This window comes from Qipengyuania sp. NPDC077410 (assembly GCF_044543405.1).
GTDB classification, from domain to species: Bacteria; Pseudomonadota; Alphaproteobacteria; order Sphingomonadales; family Sphingomonadaceae; genus Qipengyuania; species Qipengyuania pacifica.
In genome coordinates this window covers 413,030-430,357 of the sequence record NZ_JBITWB010000002.1, presented here as the reverse complement: position 1 = coordinate 430,357, position 17,328 = coordinate 413,030, and the positions used below count along the sequence as shown (strand labels likewise).

Here is a 17,328-nt window from a genome sequence, read left to right as displayed (position 1 = left end):
TGCTTACGCGTAATTTAACCAATGTCGGGACATATGCTTGTCATGAGTTCGCTGCCCCAAACCGAGCCGATCAGGAAATGGAGGCGCGCCGATGTCGCCGCGTGTATCGTCCTCCTGCTGGCGGTAATCGCGGTGCGCGCGCCGTGGATCGGGAATGCAAATGCCGACGTAGACGAGCAGCTCTATTCTCTCATCGGCAATGCGATGCTGGAAGGCAAACTACCCTTTGTCGATCTGTGGGACCGAAAGCCGGTTGGCCTGTTTGCACTCTTCGCTCTGGCGCATGCCGTCGGCGGTCCGGCGGCTGCTTCATATCAGGTCCTCGCCGGATTGTTCACATTAGCTGGCGCGGTGATTATGTATGTTCTGTCCCGTGCTCTCGTCGACCGTGTGGCAGCCTCCGGCGCCGGGCTGCTTTATGTTGTGTTGATGTCGACTTACGGCAGCCATTCCGGCCAGTCGGAGGCTTTCTATGTACCGATGATGCTGGCGATGGCACTGCTGGTACGAGATCCTGCCCATCCCCGCGCCTTTCGCCGCGCGCTTGCAGCGATGGTGATCGGCGGGTTGGCCTTGCAAGTGAAATACACTGTCGTTCCGCAATGTATCTTTTTTGGTATGTGGGCGCTTTGGGGGCAGTACAAACTTGGCGCGCCGGTGTCTAAACTCTGGCGGCCAGGGATTGCATTCGCCGCTCTGGGCCTATTTCCAACAATCGCCGTAGGCGCCTTCTACACTGGCATCGGTCACTTCGATGCTTTCCTGTTCGCCAATTTCACGTCGTTTTTTGATCGCCTGCCTTCTCCAAGTGGCAGGCTCGATATAGATCACACCGCATTTGTATCGCCGCTCGTCGTCCTGATCGTTCTCGGCGGTTACGCAGCGATCCGATTAAGTCCACCGCGCGAACGCCAAACCTATATCTTTATTCTTTTCTGGCTTGTCGCGTCTCTTGCAACGGTCTTTCTGCCCGCGACCGTTTATCGGTATTATTACGCGGCATTGGTCCCAAACGCGATTCTGGTAGCCCTTCCGCTCATCGACTGCCGGACAAAAGTACGCTGGATACCGTTTGCAATCGTCCTTGCGGGTGCAGCATCTACGCTGTTCTTGCCGCAGCAATACGCACAGTCGCAAGAACAGAGCGCAACGCTGAATAGGCTGTCACGGGCCATAGCGCCCAATGTCGACAATAAGACCAAATGTTTGTGGGTCTTCGACGGACCGACATCGCTCTACACGCTCAGCGGTAGCTGCCTGCCCACCCGCTACATCTACCCTGATCACTTGAATAACGCTCTTGAGCGAAATGCCCTCGGCTTAGAGCAGACCGACGAGGTGGCACGCATTCTTGCGAACCGGCCGCCGATCATCGTGACCGCTGATACAAAATTCACGATCCAAAACGAAGATGCAGGGCAACTCGTTGAGCGAGCGGTAACAGACCATTATCGCGAATTGACCAATGGCGTCCTCCACGAACGCACAATCAGAGTATGGAAGCGGATCGACTGACAATCGGAAGCTTGAATTTCCGATGATGAGCCTTCACTCTGAGGCCATTCCAAGCTTCTTCGGAGACATGCCCTTGAAACTCGTATCTGCGCTGGCCATTGCGGCTGCCATGACGTTTGCAACGAACACACCCGCAATTGCTCAAGATGGCATTCCCGGCCCTGAGGAAGACAGTTACATCTGGCTCGAAGAAGCGCGCAGCGACAGGGCTCTTGATTGGGTGCGGGCGGAAAACGAACGCACTACGGAGTTGCTGGCGGGCGACCCTCGGTTCGGCGAGGTCAAGGCCGAAGCGCTTGCAATCTACGATAGTGAAGATCGCATTCCCTACGTGTCGATCCGGCCCGACGGACTGTACAATTTCTGGCAGGACAAGCAGAATCCACGCGGGCTTGTCCGCCGCACCACATTGGAAAGCTATCGAACCGACAATCCACAATGGGAAACCGTTCTCGATGTGGATGCACTCGCCAAGGCCGAAGGCCGGGAGTGGGTCTACAAAGGTTACGATTGCCTGCCGCCAGAAGAGCGCCTCTGTATGATCGCGCTATCCGACGGCGGCGAGGACGCCACCGTGCTTCGCGAATTCGATATGTCGACCAAGTCCTTCGTCGATGGCGGTTTCGTCCTGGATCAAAAAAGCCAAGGCGGCATCCAATGGCTGGACCAGGATACACTGCTCGTCAGCCGCGATTTCGGTGAAGGCACACTAACGGAAAGCCAATATCCACGGACAACTCGCGTTTGGAAACGCGGAACGCCAATCGACCAAGCCGAAGAAATCTGGCGCGGCGAGGAAGCCGACGTTTGGTCGGGAGCAACGCTGCTGCGCGATCATACCGGCACTGTACATGGCACGTATGCCTTCCGCGCAACCAGCTTCCACGAAACCGAATACTTCTGGCAGAAAGACGGCGAGTGGCTGCGCCTCGACATGCCGCTCAAAGCAGCGCCCTATGGCCTGATAGACGGCCAGTTGCTCTTTTCGACCGATGTGGATTGGAAGACGCAGGGTCAGACATTCCCAGCGGATGCCTTGATTTCCGTCGATCTGGAAGAGTTCAAGGCCGACCCGAATGGCGCGACCAAGACGCTCGTCTGGGCGCCGGAAGCGAAGCAGACCAAACAAGGCGCGGCGAATACGGCAGAGAGCCTTTATGTAAGCCTTCTCGACAATGTTCGAGGCAGGGTTCTCAAGTTCGACTATGTGGACGGCAAATGGGTTTCCACAGAAATTGCGCTACCGGATAACTCGACACTCGGGGTAGCGGCGGCTTCCGATGGGTCCGACGAGATCATGTATTCGGTGACTGATTTCCTCACCCCGTCGACCCTCTACTATTCCGATGGCAGTGACGCGCCCGAAGTGATCAAGACTTCCCCGAGCAACTTCGATGCGGCCGGGATGGAAGTCGAGCAGTTCGAAGCGACCAGTGCCGATGGGACGAAAATTCCGTATTTCCTCGTCAAGCCCAAGGGCATGGTAATGGATGGCACCAATCCTACCTTGCTGACCGGCTACGGCGGTTTTCAGGTTCCGCGCCTACCGTCTTACCTCGGTTCGATCGGCAAGATCTGGGTTGAGCGTGGCGGAGCCTACATCCTCGGCAACATGCGTGGGGGCGGCGAATTCGGCCCGAACTGGCACCAGTCGGCAATTCGCGAAAACAAGCAGCGCACCTGGGACGATTTCATTGCTATCGCGGAAGACGCGATCGCACGCGGCATCACCAGTCCCGAGCACCTCGGTATCCAGGGTGGCTCGCAGGGCGGATTGCTGGTCGGCACGGCCTTCACCCAGCGACCGGAGCTATTCAACGCGGCAATCGTCCAGATCCCGCTGTTCGACATGCTGCGCTATCACGAGATTGGACGCGGCGCGTCGTGGATCGGCGAATATGGCGATCCACGCATTCCGGAACAGCGCGCCTGGATCGAACCCTATTCTCCCTATCAGAAACTGCTGGAAGGCAAGGATTACCCTGCTCCATTCTTCTGGGCGTCGACTGCGGACGATCGCACCCATCCTGCCCATGCTCGCAAGGGCGCTGCACGGGTTAAGGAACTGGGACAGGATTATTATTATTTCGAAGACACCACCGGTGGCCATTCCGGCGGAGTGGACAACGAACAGCGCGCCAGGCTCCAGGCTCTGCAAATGATCTATCTGCTGCAGCGACTGGCCGACTGATAAACGGGCAGCTTAGGCGACCAATTTGATCCGTCCCTCCGGCCTGGCCGGGGTGGACGGATTTTTGGATTCAAGGGCATTTTTCATCAGGCCCTCAGCCTGCCTCGTCGCCTCGCCGATCGTGAGAGACAGTTTCTTGACCTCGTCGGCGACGACGGCAAAGCCGCGGCCCGCTTCACCAGCTCGCGCGGCCTCTATCGATGCATTCAGTGCCAGAAGGCGCGTCTGGTCAGCGACAGCCTCGATCGTGCGCACGATCTTGCCGATGTCCGAAATGGTCGCTTCCTTGATGTTGGAAGCCTCCACCAGTTCCTTTCGCAGCCGCTCGCTGTCGCGTAGGCGGTCGTCGAGCTCCAGTTCGAGCTCCGTCTGTCGCGTTATATCGGTCGCGATCTTGAGCACTCGGGCAGGCTTTCCATCGGCATCGAAGATGGGCGTGTAGACTGCCTGAAGCCACAGGGTGCCGCCATTACGATGTTCGCGCTTGAAACGATTGGCCATCGTCAGGCCCTCGCCCAGCTGTGCCCAGAACTTACGATACTCGTGCGACTGCGCATAAGTATGATCGCACAACATGCGGTGGTGAAAACCAACCACCTGCTTTTCGCGATATCCGAAGATCTCGAGAAACTTTTCGTTTGCTGCGGTGATGATCCCGTCGAAGGTCATCTGGACCATGCCAAACGATTGCGTTGTCGCAGCCCATACCGCCTTATACTCGGCCAGCTGGCTAGACTTTTCCGTATCCAATGTCGGGGCTCCCGATTAACCTCCACCGCCGGCTAAAGGAACATGGTAAACGAGCTGTAAACGAATAGGGATGGCTGACGGACTTTCGGCCCGCCGCTGCCCGTGATTTCCGAAAAATCGAGCCTACAAGAATCGTACGACGAAAGTGGAAACTGTCAGTCCTTCTTCTCGGCCGCTTTTTTCTTCTTCATCGCATCGTGAAAGCGGTCGGCCCAACCAGGCTTCACGCTCTGCTCGCCGCGGACCACCCGAAGATCGCCTGCACCGACGTCACGGCTGACGGCACTTCCCGCACCGACAATTGCATCCGCGCCAATCGTGACGGGCGCGATGAGAGAGCTGTTGGAGCCGATAAAGGCGCGCTCCCCGATCACGGTCTTGTACTTAAAATAGCCATCGTAATTGCAGGTAATCGTGCCCGCCCCGATATTTGCATTAGCGCCTATTTCAGCATCTCCGAGATAGGAGAGGTGGCTTGCCTTTGCGCCTTCGCCCAGCACTGCCTTTTTCATTTCGACGAAATTGCCGACAAAACTGTTCTTTCCCATAACGGCGCCGGGCCGCAGGCGCGCGTAGGGTCCAACCGAACAGTCTTCTCCGATAGTTGCCCCTTCGAGGTGACAAAAGCTCTTGATATGAGCGCCGCTCGCGATGGTCACACCGGGACCGAACACCACATTCGGGTCGATCGTGACGTCGGCAGCCAGCCTGGTATCGTAACTGAAGAATACGGTTTCCGGAGCCCTCAGAGTGACCCCTTCGCTCATCCAGTAATCGCGCTGATCATCCTGCCATTGCGCTTCTGCAGCCGCCAGTTCGGCCCTGCTGTTGATGCCCGCGACTTCAGCCGCATCGGTTTCCACCACGGCAACTCTATCGCCCCGCGCGATGGCGCCTGTCGCGACATCGGGCAGGTAATATTCACCCTGCGCATTGTCATTGCCGACCCCATCCAGCAGCGCCCACATGTCGTCCGAATGCGCAATGATGAGACCGGAATTGCAAAGGTCGCACGCCCTTTCGTCTTCCGTTGCATCCTTATATTCCACCATCTTCGCCACCCGGCCATCGCGATCGGCAATGATGCGGCCATATTGCAGTGGGTCATTGGGGCGGAAACCGAGCACCGCGACCTTGGCCCCATCGTCCAGCGCAGCGACCAGTTTGCGAACGGTAGCCGCCTTGACCATCGGGCAATCGCCAAAACACACGAGAATGTTACCAGTGAACCCGGCCAATTCTTCGCGCGCCTGTAGCGCAGCGTGGGCCGTGCCAAGCTGGGGTTTCTGAAGAGCGGTCGTGATATCGCGATCCGCCAGCGCGGCATCCAGCTGCTCGCGCTTGTCGCCAACCACGACCACGGTGCGCTGGAGTTCCAGTTCCGCAAGGCTGTCGAGCAGATGCATCAGCATCGGGCGTCCAGCAATCGGATGAAGCACCTTGTGGAGTGTGCTTTTCATGCGGGTTCCCTTGCCGGCAGCAAGAATTATGGCGGCGAATTCGCGATCGGTTTTCATGATCAAGGCCCTTGCCATCATTCCCTTGCAGTTTGAAGGCGCATACTGCACCGCCCGTCGCATGAGCCAACTGCCATTTCAGATTATCGGTTTCGATCTCGACGGGACACTGCTCGAAACCCACCGGGACCTCGGCGCAGCCGTCAACCACGCCCTTGAGCTCGGTGGTTTTGAGAAGGTCCCCGCCGATCACGCCAGCGACCTCATCGGCGGCGGTGCGAAGATCATGCTGATGCGCGCGGTAGACGAACAGGGCGGCCTGCCGGAAGAAGAATTCCGCAAGCTCTACAAAGCCATGCTGGCTTTCTACGCAGAGAACAACGCAGTCCACACGCGGCCGTACCCGCACGCCGCCGAGGTACTGGCCGACCTTGAAGATCGTGGCATCGCCATGGTCGTGGTGACAAACAAATTCGAAAGCTTCGCCTCGCAAATCCTGGAATCGCTGGGTCTGCGCGATCGCTTCGCCGGCGTCATCGGCGGCGATACCATGGGCAAGGGACGATCCAAGCCTGCACCGGACCCGATCTTCGAAGCCATCAGGCGTGGCGGTGGGGGGGCGCTCGCCTTCGTGGGCGACAGTTCATACGACGTGAAAGCGGCTCGCGCGGCCAATGTGCCGGTGATCGGCGCACGCTATGGATATTGCGACAAGCCCCGCGGCGAACTGGGTGCGGATGCGGAAATCGATTCGTTGTCCGAACTCATACCGGCTCTCGCGCGGCTCGGCTGAACAGTCCGCCGCTACGGAATGGCGGTCCGCCATGCCCCCTGTTGCAACTGCGAGGGGATCGTGCCACCTCGCAGCCCACATTGACCTTTACGTAAACGACATAGCAGGAGCAGTTCCATGAGCATCGATTTCAAGGACAAGGTAGCAATCGTCACCGGCGCTGGCGGCGGTCTGGGCCGTGAATACGCGCTGGAGCTCGCGCGGCGCGGCGCCAAGGTCGTCGTAAACGATCTGGGTGGTTCGCGCGACGGTACCGGCCATTCGGATATGGCTCTGCAGGTAGTCGAGGAAATCGAAAAGGCCGGCGGCGAAGCGGTTTCGAACGGCGGTTCGGTCACCGAATTCGACCAGATGGAAAAGATGATCGCCGACGCGAAGCAGAAGTGGGGCGGCGTGCATGTCGTCATCAACAACGCCGGCGTTCTGCGCGACAAGACCTTCGCCAAAATGACGATGGACGATTTCGAATTCGTCGTTGACGTTCACCTCAACGGTTCGGCCAATGTCGCCAAGGCAGCTTGGGAAACCATGCGCGAGCAGGCCTATGGCCGTATTCTCATGACCGCGTCCTCGACCGGTCTGTTCGGCAATTTCGGCCAGGCAAACTATGGTGCGGCCAAGCTGGGTCTGGCTGGCCTGACCAAAACGCTGCAGCTCGAAGGTGCGAAATACAACATCAAGGTCAACACGATCTCGCCTGTGGCTGGCACGCGCATGACCGAAGATCTCTTCCCCGAAGAAGCCTTCAAGCTGTTCGATCCGGTCAATGTGGTTCCCGCCGCGCTTTTCCTCGTTAGTGAAGATGCGCCGACCAATGCCATCGTCGGCGCCGGCGCTGGTGGTTTCCATTCCGCCTGGACGGTTATGAACGACGCAGTCTGGCTGAAGGACGAAGATCGCACGGTCGAAGGCTTTGCTGCCAACTGGGACAAGATCAGCGAATTTTCGAACCTCAAGGCCCCGCAGTCCGGTAGCGAACAGTCGGGCGCTATCCTGACCGCAATGCAGAAAGTAACCGGTACGGGGCCGAGCAGGGCCCGCAGCTGATACTGACCGACAGCTTACGAAAGGGCTCGCATCACATGCGGGCCCTTTTTTATGTCCTAATCGTCGATCGCTTTCAGCAAGCGACGTTCGACAGGGGCAATGACGCCGGGCAGTTCATGCCCGCGTTTCAATATCTGGCCGTGTTCACCGAAGAGCGTCCACATGCCCTGCTTATTGCGCAATGCCGGGCGTTTCTCGATCCGCGCCTGCGGCCTTTCCGCTGCGCGTCGGAAAGCTGCAAAAACGGCTACGTCGCGCGTGAAGTCCATGGCATAATCACGCCACTCCCCAGCAGCGACCATGCGTCCGTAAAGATCGAGTATTCGCGTCAGTTCATCGCGACCGAAGCCCACTTGCTGCGGTTTACGCCCGGGGAAAGCGACCACCGTGTCGCCGAGATAGCTCATCAATCTTCGGTCCCGCTGCGTCGGACCGGTTCCCGTTCGGCACGCAGGGCAGTGACTTCCGCCCGCAGCTGCTTAAGCTCGTTCTCGAGCTTTTCGATGCAATCGCGACCAAGCTCGCGCGTGCTTTCGCACGGATCATCGCATGGCGTGCCATAGGGAATGAATTCCTTCACCCACTCCTCAGCCGGGACCAGTGTGCTGCGGGCCTTCAGACCAATCATGGTAGCACCCTCCGGCACTTCATCCGTGACGACCGCATTGGCACCGATACGCGCGCGCCGACCCACAGTAATCGGGCCGATCACCTGCGCCCCCGAACCGATGATGACATCATCCGAAATGGTCGGGTGACGTTTGCCGCCCTTTCCATTCGTCGGGTTCGTCCCGCCCAATGTGACGCACTGATAGATGGTCACATTGTCGCCAATCTCGGCGGTTTCTCCGATCACCGAAAAACCGTGATCGATGAAGAAGTTCTTTCCGATCTTCGCACCGGGATGAATGTCGATCGCCGTGAACATACGGCTCCAGTGATTCACCAATCGGGCGAGAAAAAACAGCTCCGCCTCGAACAGCCAATGCGCGATGCGGTGATACCCGACGGCCCAGACACCAGGATATGTCAGCACTTCCCAGCGGCTGCGGGGGGCCGGATCGCGTGCCTTCACGCTGTCGAGATAGGCGACAAGCCGTTCCAACATTGGCACTATTCTCCCACTCGCGGGCAGTTAAATCAAGCGGCCCTGTTCGGGGCCCTGCACCGCTTCCAGCGCGTCTCGCCATACAGATAGGGTTGCCGGAACCTGCCGTTCAAGGCTCAGCCGGTCGATTTCCGACACGATTTTCTCAATTGCCGCATAGCTGCGCTCCATACGCGGGATGAGATAGGCAGGTGCCCCCTCTCCCAGGACAAGACCGCGCTGCAACGCGTGGTTGCGCATGAGTTCGGCGGCCATATCGTCGTCCGGGGCACCGATCTCGAGTTGCAGGGCAGCCCCCATACGGCTGCGCAAGTCGGGAAGAGTTATCGTCCAGTTTTCGCCATCAACCACAATCAGCAACGGGAAACCGTCTTCCTGGGCCCTGTTCCAGCTATGGAAGACCTCGGTTTCATCAAGCGCCTCCACGCCATCGATCACCCCTCCCGCATGCCGGTTGGCAAACCAGCGCGCCAGAAGCGATTTGCCAGAGCGCGGTGGTCCGTGGAGAATGGCGGTACGAAACGGCCAGTTTTCAGGTGCGGCAAGCGCTTCTGCAACCGCACGGTTGCCGGATCCTATGGCGATGGATGCCGAATCTCTCGCACCTGCCGGAATCAGCGGGAGCGCAATCTGCGACGTCATCGCCTGCGTCTCAGCGACTGATGGCGAGCGCGTTGCTGCCCTGGCTGACGGTAAAGCCCCGTGCGCGCAGGGCATCCGCCAGTTGCGCAATCGTGCCGGAATAGCTGACCGTCATCACCGATGTCCCACCGATCGCCGTGCTACGGATACCCGTATTGCGGACACCGGGCGTGCCCCGCACCGAACTGACGGCTGTATCGAAAGCAGATGCATCGGGGGTCGCGACCTGCACAGTATACAGCGCGACGGAACCTTCGGGCGGAGGCGTGCGGATCGGCGCAGCCGTGATTGCATCGCCGCTCTCGGTCGTCGGCTCTGCAGTTGCCGCGGCCTGATCCTGCGCACGGACCGATCGCCCGAGTTCGAGCAGCCGCTGCAGCGCCGGGCTGAGTTCCGGAGTACCGATGTTGAGCGTCGGATCGGGTTTGAGCGTGCCGTTGGCCAGCGCGGTTTCGAACAGGCGATTGAAGCGGACAACGGCCTTATCCAGCATGGCCGGCAGTTCGGCGGGCGACGCTGCCGTCATTTCGAAGCTACCCAGGAAGTCGTCGTCCGGCCCGAACCTTGCGGTAAACGTACCTTCAACGGGACCGCCCGGATAGGTATACCGCAGATTGGCGATGGGGACGAGCACATCGGCGGCGCCGAACTGGTCCAGTGCATTGCGCCACCACGTGCGGCTGCGTCGGCCGGTCTGTCCATAGGTCAGCAAAAGCGAATCGCCGCCGGCGCCTGCGGGCCTCACGTAATCGATCCGGCTTTGGCCCGCCTGGTATTCAGCCCAGGCCCGTTGCCATGGATTGCGCTGCTCGTAGATCATCTGCGTGCCTGCCGAAACGGTTACCGGCAGGAGCAGCATGGGTGCGGAACGGGTCGCCTCGCCTTGCGCCCCAAGATAGCGGGATGCCCGTTGACGATCGAAAACCACCCCGAGCGTGGCGATATACCGCTTTGGCCCCAGTCGCTCGCGTTCGATGACGATGGCTGACACGAGCGCTTCGATCTGCGAATCGCTCAATTCGGGTCCGTCGAGACGCTCCCAAGCCTTACGCTGCGCTTCGACCCAGGCTTTCTCGCGGGCTTCGGTACCGGTGTCGGCATGTACATCCACTTCGACACCCGAAACCTGGATATCGCTGGTCGACGCGACTGGCGCGATACCACGTTCACCCCCGACTTGCGCCCATACGGCGACGCCCAGCGCGCAGAAAGCGGCCAGCATGATCGCCAATATGGCGGGACGGCGAAGGGCGTGCTGAAGGGAGATAGCTTGGCTCATGGGGAAAACAGGGCGCCTTTTGCCCAAAGGCAACTGGAAATCCAAGCGCGAATGCGTAAGGCGGGTGTCATGAGTGACGAACCGCGCCAGAACACCCCGTCTTACACCTACGAACAGGCAGGTGTTTCAATCGAGGCGGGCAATGCTCTCGTCAAGGCCATCGGGCCTCTGGTGAAGGCCACCATGCGCCCGGGTGCCGATGGAGAAATCGGCGGGTTCGGGGGCTTTTTCGATCCCAAGGCTGCGGGCTACAAGGATCCGCTGCTGGTGGCAGGCAATGATGGCGTCGGCACCAAGCTGAAGCTCGCCATCGATAGCGGCAAACATGACACGGTCGGAATCGATCTCGTTGCCATGTGCGTCAACGATCTGATCGTTCAGGGGGCCGAACCGCTTTTCTTCCTGGACTATTTCGCCACCGGCAAGCTCGAGAATGGCGTAGCCGAGCGGGTCATTGCCGGCATTGCCGAAGGCTGCAAGCAAGCAGGTTGCGCGCTGATCGGTGGTGAAACGGCGGAAATGCCGGGCATGTATGCCGCCGGCGATTACGACCTTGCCGGTTTCTGCGTCGGCGCAGTCGAGCGCGGGGAGCAGTTGACGGGCGAGCGTGTCGCGCCGGGACATATCCTTCTCGGTGTCGCGAGTTCGGGAGTGCATTCCAACGGCTATTCGCTGGTTCGCAGGCTCGCAGAAGACAAGCTGTGGAATCTCCACCGTCCTGCCGTATTCGATCGGGACCGCCTGCTGATCGACACGCTTATCGAGCCGACGCGGATCTATGTGAAGACGCTGCTGCCCTTGGTGCGCGACGGGCTGATCGATGCGATGGCCCACATTACCGGTGGCGGCCTGCTCGAGAACATTCCCCGCGTGCTGCCTGCTGGCGCGCATGCGGAAGTCGATGCGGATGGATGGGAGCAACCGGGACTCATGGCTTTCCTTCAGGCCCAGGGGAATATCGAGCCGGCCGAGATGGCGCGCACGTTCAACTGCGGCGTCGGCATGGTGCTGGCCGTCGAACCCGCCAATGTCGAAATAGTACGCGACCGCCTTGAAAAAGCAGGAGAAACCGTCCTTGCCGTGGGGCGCATCGCCGAAGGTGACAAGGGCTGCACGGTGAAAGGTTCGGCCGGCAGCTGGTCCGCGCGCGATAGCTGGTCGGCGACGCATAATGCCTGACAAGGCGCGGGTCGCGGTCTTCGTTTCCGGACGGGGGACGAATATGGCGGCGCTGCTTTATGCGAGCCGGTTGCCGGGGTGCCCTTACGAGATCGGCCTGGTGGCATCCAACGATCCGGAGGCCGAGGCGCTGACGCTGGCTGAGGCCGAAGGTGTCGCGACTTTCGCGCTGTCCCACAAGGGCATGAAGCGCAGCGAGCATGATGCGGCGATGGAACAGGCGGCGTTGGATGCCAGGGCGCAATATATTGTTCTTGCTGGATATATGCGCATCCTGACCCCCGAGTTCGTGAGACGCTGGGAAGGCCGGATGCTCAATATCCACCCGTCCCTGCTACCCAAATATCCGGGTCTCGACACGCATGCGCGGGCCATTGCGGCAGGCGATTCGCATGGCGGGGCGAGCGTGCATCTGGTCACCGAAGAGCTCGATGCGGGCGAAGTGCTGGGCCAGATCAAAGTGAAGATACATGTCAATCATACGTATGATTCGCTGGCCGAACACGTCCGACACGCCGAACACCAGCTCTATCCCCGGGTCCTGGCGGATTACGTTTCCCGAGGGAGCGACCCGGAGTGGCTGCTGGGCCGCGTCCGCGAACTGGCGCTGGCCCTGCCCGAAACGCACGAACGCGAAAGCCACGGTTCGCCCGGCTTCCGGGTGGGCACGGAAAAATCGGGCAAGTTCTTCGCCTATTTTTCCGACCAGCATCACGGCACACCGCATATTTCGCTGCTGGTGAAATGTTCGAGCATGGACGAGCTTGAAGGCCTCGTCGAAGCGCAGCCGCAAGCCTATTACAAACCCGCCTATTACGGCGCGGCAGGATGGATCGGCGTGATCCTGAACCGGCCCGGCGTCGACTGGGAGAGTGTCGCAGACTGGCTTCAGCGAAGCTGGCGTGCTGTCGCGCCCAAGAGCGTGACCCGCCTGCTCGACGTAGCGGACGAATTCTGACCGCATGGCCAGCCCGCCCCGCCCCCACCCGCTCGCCCGCGCAAAGCCTGCCATATGGGCCGACCGGGCGGTCCAGGCACTGTGGGATGGCGGTGTCACGGCGAAACCCCCGCTCGAGCCGGAGTTCCTGTGGTCGGTTGGCAGCCGGGGCTTCGACAGCGAAGACGAGCATGCGGGCCGCAGCGAAGCCGAGGTCGAGGATTTCCGCACCCGGCTGGATCGGCTTTGCACAAGCCTGAGAGGTGAGGCGAATTTGAGCGCGCTGGGTCACACCATGGCATATGGGCAACTGACGTCCGCCATCCGCAAACGCCATGCACTGGGCCGCATCTGGCGCGAGAGCCCCGAGCTTGCCACGACGGAGATTGCCCCGCCGATCCTTATCGTGGGGCAGATGCGAACGGGCACGACCCGCATTCACCGGCTGATCGCCGCCGATCCGCGCCATACCGGCACCCGGTTCTGCAACAGCCATTATCCGGTACCGGCCAAGCCCGACCTGCGCCCGCTGAAGGCGGGTGCCGCACTGGCCATCGCGCGGCGCATCAATCCCTGGCTGGACACGCTGCATCCGTTCGGCGCCACGCGCATCGACGAGGAAATCGGCTGGCTTGCCGCCGCCCTGTCACCCGCTACGTTCGAAGCGCAGTGGCACATTCCCGAGTTCGTCCGCTGGAGCGAGGCGCGCGACCCCGGACCGGTCTATGCGGAGTTTGCGCGCATCCTGCGTACCGATGCCGCCACGATGGGCGACGAGGCCCTGCCCCGCGCGATCAAGTGCCCGCAGTTTTCGGAAGACCTGCCTGCCCTGCTGGCGCAGTTTCCCGAGGCACGCGTGGTCGTGACGCATCGCGACAGTCAAGCGGTGCTGGACAGTTCCGTGTCGCTGATCGCCAGTCAGATGGCATTCCAGAGCGGTCAGGCCGACCTTGCCACGATACAGGCGGAATGGGGGCGCAAGCTGGCTCTGCGAGAGAAGCGGATCGAGCAGGCGCTGAGCGAGTTCGAGGGGCACGTTGCCCGCGTCGAATTCGAAGCGCTGGGCGCAGACTGGCGCCGGGAAATCATCCGCATCTATGCCGCGCTGGAGATCGAGCAGCTCCCCGCCGCACTGGCGGAGATCGAGCGCGAATACGAACGTTCAAACACCGGGGCGCATCGCGAGCATCGATCCCAGATCGCCCGCTTCGCCGAGGCCTAGATACGACAAGGCCCCGCCGCATCGCTGCGACGAGGCCTGTCATCATCCAGCGGAAAAATCAGCCGACGATTTCGTCTTCGTTGAAGAAGAATTCGATTTCAATCTTGGCGTTTTCATCGCTGTCCGAACCGTGGACCGAGTTGGCTTCGATCGATTCGGCGAAGGCCTTGCGGATCGTGCCTTCATCGGCATCGGCCGGATTTGTGGCGCCCATCACGTCGCGGTTACGCTTTACAGCGTCTTCACCTTCGAGAACCTGTACGACGACCGGACCCGAGATCATGAAGTCGACCAGTTCACCGAAGAAGGGGCGTTCCTTGTGGACCGCGTAGAACCCTTCGGCCTGTTCGCGGGTCATCTGGATGCGCTTCGAAGCGACGACGCGCAGGCCGGCTTCTTCCAGCATCTTGGTGACGGCGCCGGTCAGATTACGACGGGTGGCGTCGGGCTTGATGATCGAAAAGGTGCGGGTAACCGCCATGGGACTGTTCCTTGCGTAGGGATTTTATGGGGAGAGAGTTCTCGCGCGCGCCCCTAGCGCCGCGCGCGCGACCCGGCAAGATTCATTCGAGGCCGCGCCCGATGGACAGTTGCGCCCTGGTGGTATCCCGATCCCGCGTAGCGGTGAGCGAGAAGCTGGTGCCATCCCCGTTTTCGCCGCCGATCATCGTCATCGGTCCGGACTGCAACGAGGTCGCGACGTCGATCCCGGCCGCATCGGCTTCGTTGCGGTAATAGCCCACCAGCTCGTCGAGCGGGGCGTCCGTTTCCAGATTGATGAGGACGAGAAGGCCATCCGCCTGTTCCACCCGGGTGTTGTTGGTGATCGTCGCGTCCGGATAGACGGTGAAGCCGGAAGGCAGGCGAACGGGGACCTTTTCCCCGGAACGCATGGTGGTCGTGATGCCATCGTTATCGGTGAAACGCGCCCGCGTTTCCCCGGTTTCGCGGTCGATGTCGTAGGACCCGCGCGGCTGGACCGACTGAGCGGCATCGCCGGTGCCTGACGCGCCATCTTCGCCGTTCTCGCTGGTGCAGGCCCCCAGCGCCAAGACTGCGAGGATCGTGGCGGCGACGTTCGGGACATGCGGGAATCGGTTCATCATCAACCGATGCACGACTGGCCGAAGAGTTCCGTCAGCGCCCTTCGCGCCAGGCGCCGTTTTCGTCCTGCTTGTTGATCCGGTTGTCGATCGCATCGTCTTTCGCGAAGCGCCGCCACAGATCCGCCGCCGCATCGCGCTGCGCAGCATCGAACATCAAGAGCACGCGGTCGAAGGCCAGCGCTTCGTCACGCCAGCGCCCGTCGACGATCATCGCCATGCGCGCTTCATTGGGGGCATCGCAATTTGCCGAGAGCAGGATCGGCTGGCGCGCCGCATGCGGGCTGTCGGCCATGCCATTGGCTAGAAAGGCCGCGCCCCCCTGCTCCCACAGGACCTTGGACAAGCGGGTGCGCTGGTCTTCGTCTTCACTGACGACGACCAGCCGTTCGCCCGCCTGCAGCACCTTGCGCGCAAGCTTCGCCACGGTCACATCCACCGGATCGCGGCTGAGCTGGTAGAAATCGACGCGGGTCTGGCTCATCGGGGTCCTGTCGGTTCGATCGGCGGGCGCAATGTGCAGCCGCCGATCGAGGATTGGGCTGTCCTATTTCTCCAGCGTGTCGCGCACGAAGCGGTCGACGAGACGCACGCCATAGCCGGTCGCGCCCTTGTTCCAGGTCCGGCCCGGCTTGTCGGACCATACCATGCCCGCAACATCGACATGCGCCCAAGGCGTATCGTCGGAGATGAAGCGCTGGAGGAACTGCGCCGCCGTGATCGATCCGGCCGCCCGGCCACCGATGTTCTTCATGTCGGCAATCGGGGAATTGATCAGCTTGTCGTAAGCGCGGTCGATCGGCATGCGCCAGTTGCGATCGCCGGTGATTTCGCCGGCATCGTGCAGGTCTTTCGCCAGCTTGTCGTCATTCGAGAACACACCGGCAAATTCATTGCCCAGCGCGATGATCATGGCGCCGGTCAGGGTGGCGAAATCGATGATGCGTGCAGGCTGGAATTCTTCCTGCGTCCAGTGCAGCGCATCTGCGAGCACCAGACGGCCTTCGGCATCGGTATTGAGGACTTCGATGGTCTGGCCGCTCATCGAGGTGACGACGTCACCGGGGCGCTGGGCCTTGCCGTCGGGCATATTTTCGACGAGGCCGACGACCCCCACGACATTGGCCTTGGCCTTGCGACCGACGAGAGCGAGCATCGCCCCCGCGACCGCACCGGCGCCGCCCATGTCCCATTTCATGTCTTCCATACCCGGTCCGGGCTTGATCGAGATGCCGCCCGAATCGAAGGTGACGCCCTTGCCCACGAGCGCGGTGGGGGCTTCATCGCCTGCGCCGCCATTCCAGCGAATGGCAAGAATGCGCGATTCCCGATCCGAACCGAGACCGACGCCGAGCAGCGAGCCCATGCCGAGCTTTTCCATCTGCACTTCGTCGAGAACGATCAGTTCCGCGCCGGTGCCCTCGAAGCGCTGCTGGCAGCGTTCGACGAAGGTTTCCGGATAGAGGATGTTGGCCGGTTCGGTGATGAGTTCGCGCGTGAATTCAACGCCGGTAGCGACATGAGCCATGTCTTCCCACGCGGCTTGCGTCCCATCGGGCGCGCCGACCACGGTGACCTTGGCCAGCGTAACCTTCTGGTCGTCCTTCATCTTGGTGCGGTAGATATCGTAGCGCCAGTTGCGCAGGCGCAGGCCGAACAGGACGCTGGCGGCTTCTTCGCCGGAAAGATTGCTGTCCGACAGGTCGAGCACGAGTTCATCGTTGCCGATCGACTGGTATTTGGCTGTCAGCGCGGCGCCGGCCTTTTCGAGATTGGCAAGCCGCGCATCATCCTTGGCGTCGCCCGCACCGGCGATCGCCAGGCGGAAAACCTGACCGTCGCGATCGACGAACCCGTCAAAGACCTGCCCGGTATTGCCCTTGAACCGCGCAGCTTCCATGCCTTCGGTCATCGCCTTGTCGAGACCGACAGGAACCTTGCCCTTGTCGGTGACTTGGGCAACAAGGCGCGCGCTCTGCGGACGGGACTGGGTGAACTGAATTTCCATGGGATCTCCCAAAACAATTTCTGGTGGGGCTGGCGCAATTGGCAGCCGGCCTGCAAGGATGGCGATTGCGATTAGGCGTGGGCGGTGCGATAGGCAA

17 protein-coding genes are annotated in these 17,328 nt (G+C 60.9%); 7 read left to right on the top strand and 10 right to left on the bottom strand.

Going from position 1 to position 17,328, the window contains the following annotated elements:
* Positions 1–132: 132 nt before the first annotated feature.
* Positions 133–1,515, top strand: a complete 1,383-nt coding sequence (locus tag ACIGGE_RS10015) for an ArnT family glycosyltransferase (RefSeq protein ID WP_397490228.1) — start codon at positions 133–135, stop codon at positions 1,513–1,515.
* Positions 1,516–1,582: 67 nt separating this feature from the next.
* Complete coding sequence (locus ACIGGE_RS10010; RefSeq protein ID WP_397490755.1) at positions 1,583–3,706, top strand: prolyl oligopeptidase family protein; 2,124 nt, start codon at positions 1,583–1,585, stop codon at positions 3,704–3,706.
* Between the two features lie 12 nt (positions 3,707–3,718).
* Here the strand turns inward: ACIGGE_RS10010 and ACIGGE_RS10005 are convergent, their stop codons facing one another.
* Positions 3,719–4,456, bottom strand: a complete 738-nt coding sequence (locus tag ACIGGE_RS10005; RefSeq protein ID WP_282099639.1) for a methyl-accepting chemotaxis protein — start codon at positions 4,454–4,456, stop codon at positions 3,719–3,721.
* 155 nt (positions 4,457–4,611) lie between these two features.
* Complete coding sequence (gene glmU, locus ACIGGE_RS10000) at positions 4,612–5,973, bottom strand: bifunctional UDP-N-acetylglucosamine diphosphorylase/glucosamine-1-phosphate N-acetyltransferase GlmU (RefSeq protein WP_397490227.1); 1,362 nt, start codon at positions 5,971–5,973, stop codon at positions 4,612–4,614.
* On the opposite strand from glmU, the gene ACIGGE_RS09995 reads away from it, so the two are divergent.
* Together ACIGGE_RS09995 and ACIGGE_RS09990 are read left to right on the top strand one after the other, a co-directional pair.
* The gene (locus ACIGGE_RS09995; protein ID WP_397490226.1) at positions 5,972–6,706 is read left to right on the top strand and encodes an HAD hydrolase-like protein; all 735 of its coding nucleotides are present in this window, start codon (positions 5,972–5,974) and stop codon (positions 6,704–6,706) included. The genes glmU and ACIGGE_RS09995 overlap by 2 nt on opposite strands.
* 117 nt (positions 6,707–6,823) lie before the next feature.
* Positions 6,824–7,753 (top strand): SDR family NAD(P)-dependent oxidoreductase, encoded by a 930-nt coding sequence (locus ACIGGE_RS09990; protein WP_397490225.1) that lies wholly within the window; start codon positions 6,824–6,826, stop codon positions 7,751–7,753.
* 56 nt (positions 7,754–7,809) lie between these two features.
* Here ACIGGE_RS09990 and ACIGGE_RS09985 read toward each other — a convergent pair whose 3' ends face one another.
* From ACIGGE_RS09985 to ACIGGE_RS09970, 4 genes are read right to left on the bottom strand one after another with little or no spacing between them, the layout of a single operon-like run.
* On the bottom strand, positions 7,810–8,160 hold the full coding sequence (locus tag ACIGGE_RS09985) for a DUF2794 domain-containing protein (RefSeq protein WP_196846529.1): 351 nt from the start codon (positions 8,158–8,160) through the stop codon (positions 7,810–7,812).
* The gene (gene epsC, locus ACIGGE_RS09980; protein WP_221597723.1) at positions 8,160–8,861 is read right to left on the bottom strand and encodes a serine O-acetyltransferase EpsC; all 702 of its coding nucleotides are present in this window, start codon (positions 8,859–8,861) and stop codon (positions 8,160–8,162) included. Before epsC ends, ACIGGE_RS09985 begins: the two co-directional genes overlap by 1 nt.
* A 27-nt stretch (positions 8,862–8,888) precedes the next feature.
* Complete coding sequence (locus ACIGGE_RS09975; protein WP_397490224.1) at positions 8,889–9,503, bottom strand: ATPase; 615 nt, start codon at positions 9,501–9,503, stop codon at positions 8,889–8,891.
* Positions 9,504–9,513: 10 nt separating this feature from the next.
* Positions 9,514–10,782, bottom strand: coding sequence for a heavy-metal-associated domain-containing protein (locus ACIGGE_RS09970; protein WP_397490223.1), 1,269 nt, complete (start codon positions 10,780–10,782; stop codon positions 9,514–9,516).
* 69 nt (positions 10,783–10,851) lie between these two features.
* On the opposite strand from ACIGGE_RS09970, the gene purM reads away from it, so the two are divergent.
* From purM to ACIGGE_RS09955, 3 genes are read left to right on the top strand one after another with little or no spacing between them, the layout of a single operon-like run.
* The gene (purM, locus tag ACIGGE_RS09965) at positions 10,852–11,961 is read left to right on the top strand and encodes a phosphoribosylformylglycinamidine cyclo-ligase (protein WP_397490222.1); all 1,110 of its coding nucleotides are present in this window, start codon (positions 10,852–10,854) and stop codon (positions 11,959–11,961) included.
* A complete protein-coding gene (gene purN, locus ACIGGE_RS09960; protein WP_397490221.1) occupies positions 11,954–12,919 on the top strand; it encodes a phosphoribosylglycinamide formyltransferase in 966 nt (321 codons plus the stop codon). Before purM ends, purN begins: the two co-directional genes overlap by 8 nt.
* 4 nt (positions 12,920–12,923) lie before the next feature.
* Complete coding sequence (locus tag ACIGGE_RS09955) at positions 12,924–14,120, top strand: sulfotransferase (protein WP_301642495.1); 1,197 nt, start codon at positions 12,924–12,926, stop codon at positions 14,118–14,120.
* A gap of 58 nt (positions 14,121–14,178) precedes the next feature.
* On the opposite strand, the gene ndk is transcribed toward ACIGGE_RS09955, so the two are convergent.
* The 4 genes from ndk to ACIGGE_RS09935 form a co-directional block, all read right to left on the bottom strand.
* On the bottom strand, positions 14,179–14,601 hold the full coding sequence (ndk, locus tag ACIGGE_RS09950) for a nucleoside-diphosphate kinase (protein ID WP_103024849.1): 423 nt from the start codon (positions 14,599–14,601) through the stop codon (positions 14,179–14,181).
* 82 nt (positions 14,602–14,683) lie between these two features.
* Positions 14,684–15,226, bottom strand: coding sequence for a hypothetical protein (locus ACIGGE_RS09945; protein ID WP_301642494.1), 543 nt, complete (start codon positions 15,224–15,226; stop codon positions 14,684–14,686).
* 31 nt (positions 15,227–15,257) lie between these two features.
* Complete coding sequence (locus ACIGGE_RS09940; protein ID WP_221597729.1) at positions 15,258–15,707, bottom strand: DNA polymerase III subunit chi; 450 nt, start codon at positions 15,705–15,707, stop codon at positions 15,258–15,260.
* Positions 15,708–15,770: 63 nt separating this feature from the next.
* Positions 15,771–17,231, bottom strand: a complete 1,461-nt coding sequence (locus tag ACIGGE_RS09935) for a leucyl aminopeptidase (protein WP_397490220.1) — start codon at positions 17,229–17,231, stop codon at positions 15,771–15,773.
* Positions 17,232–17,328: the final 97 nt, after the last annotated feature.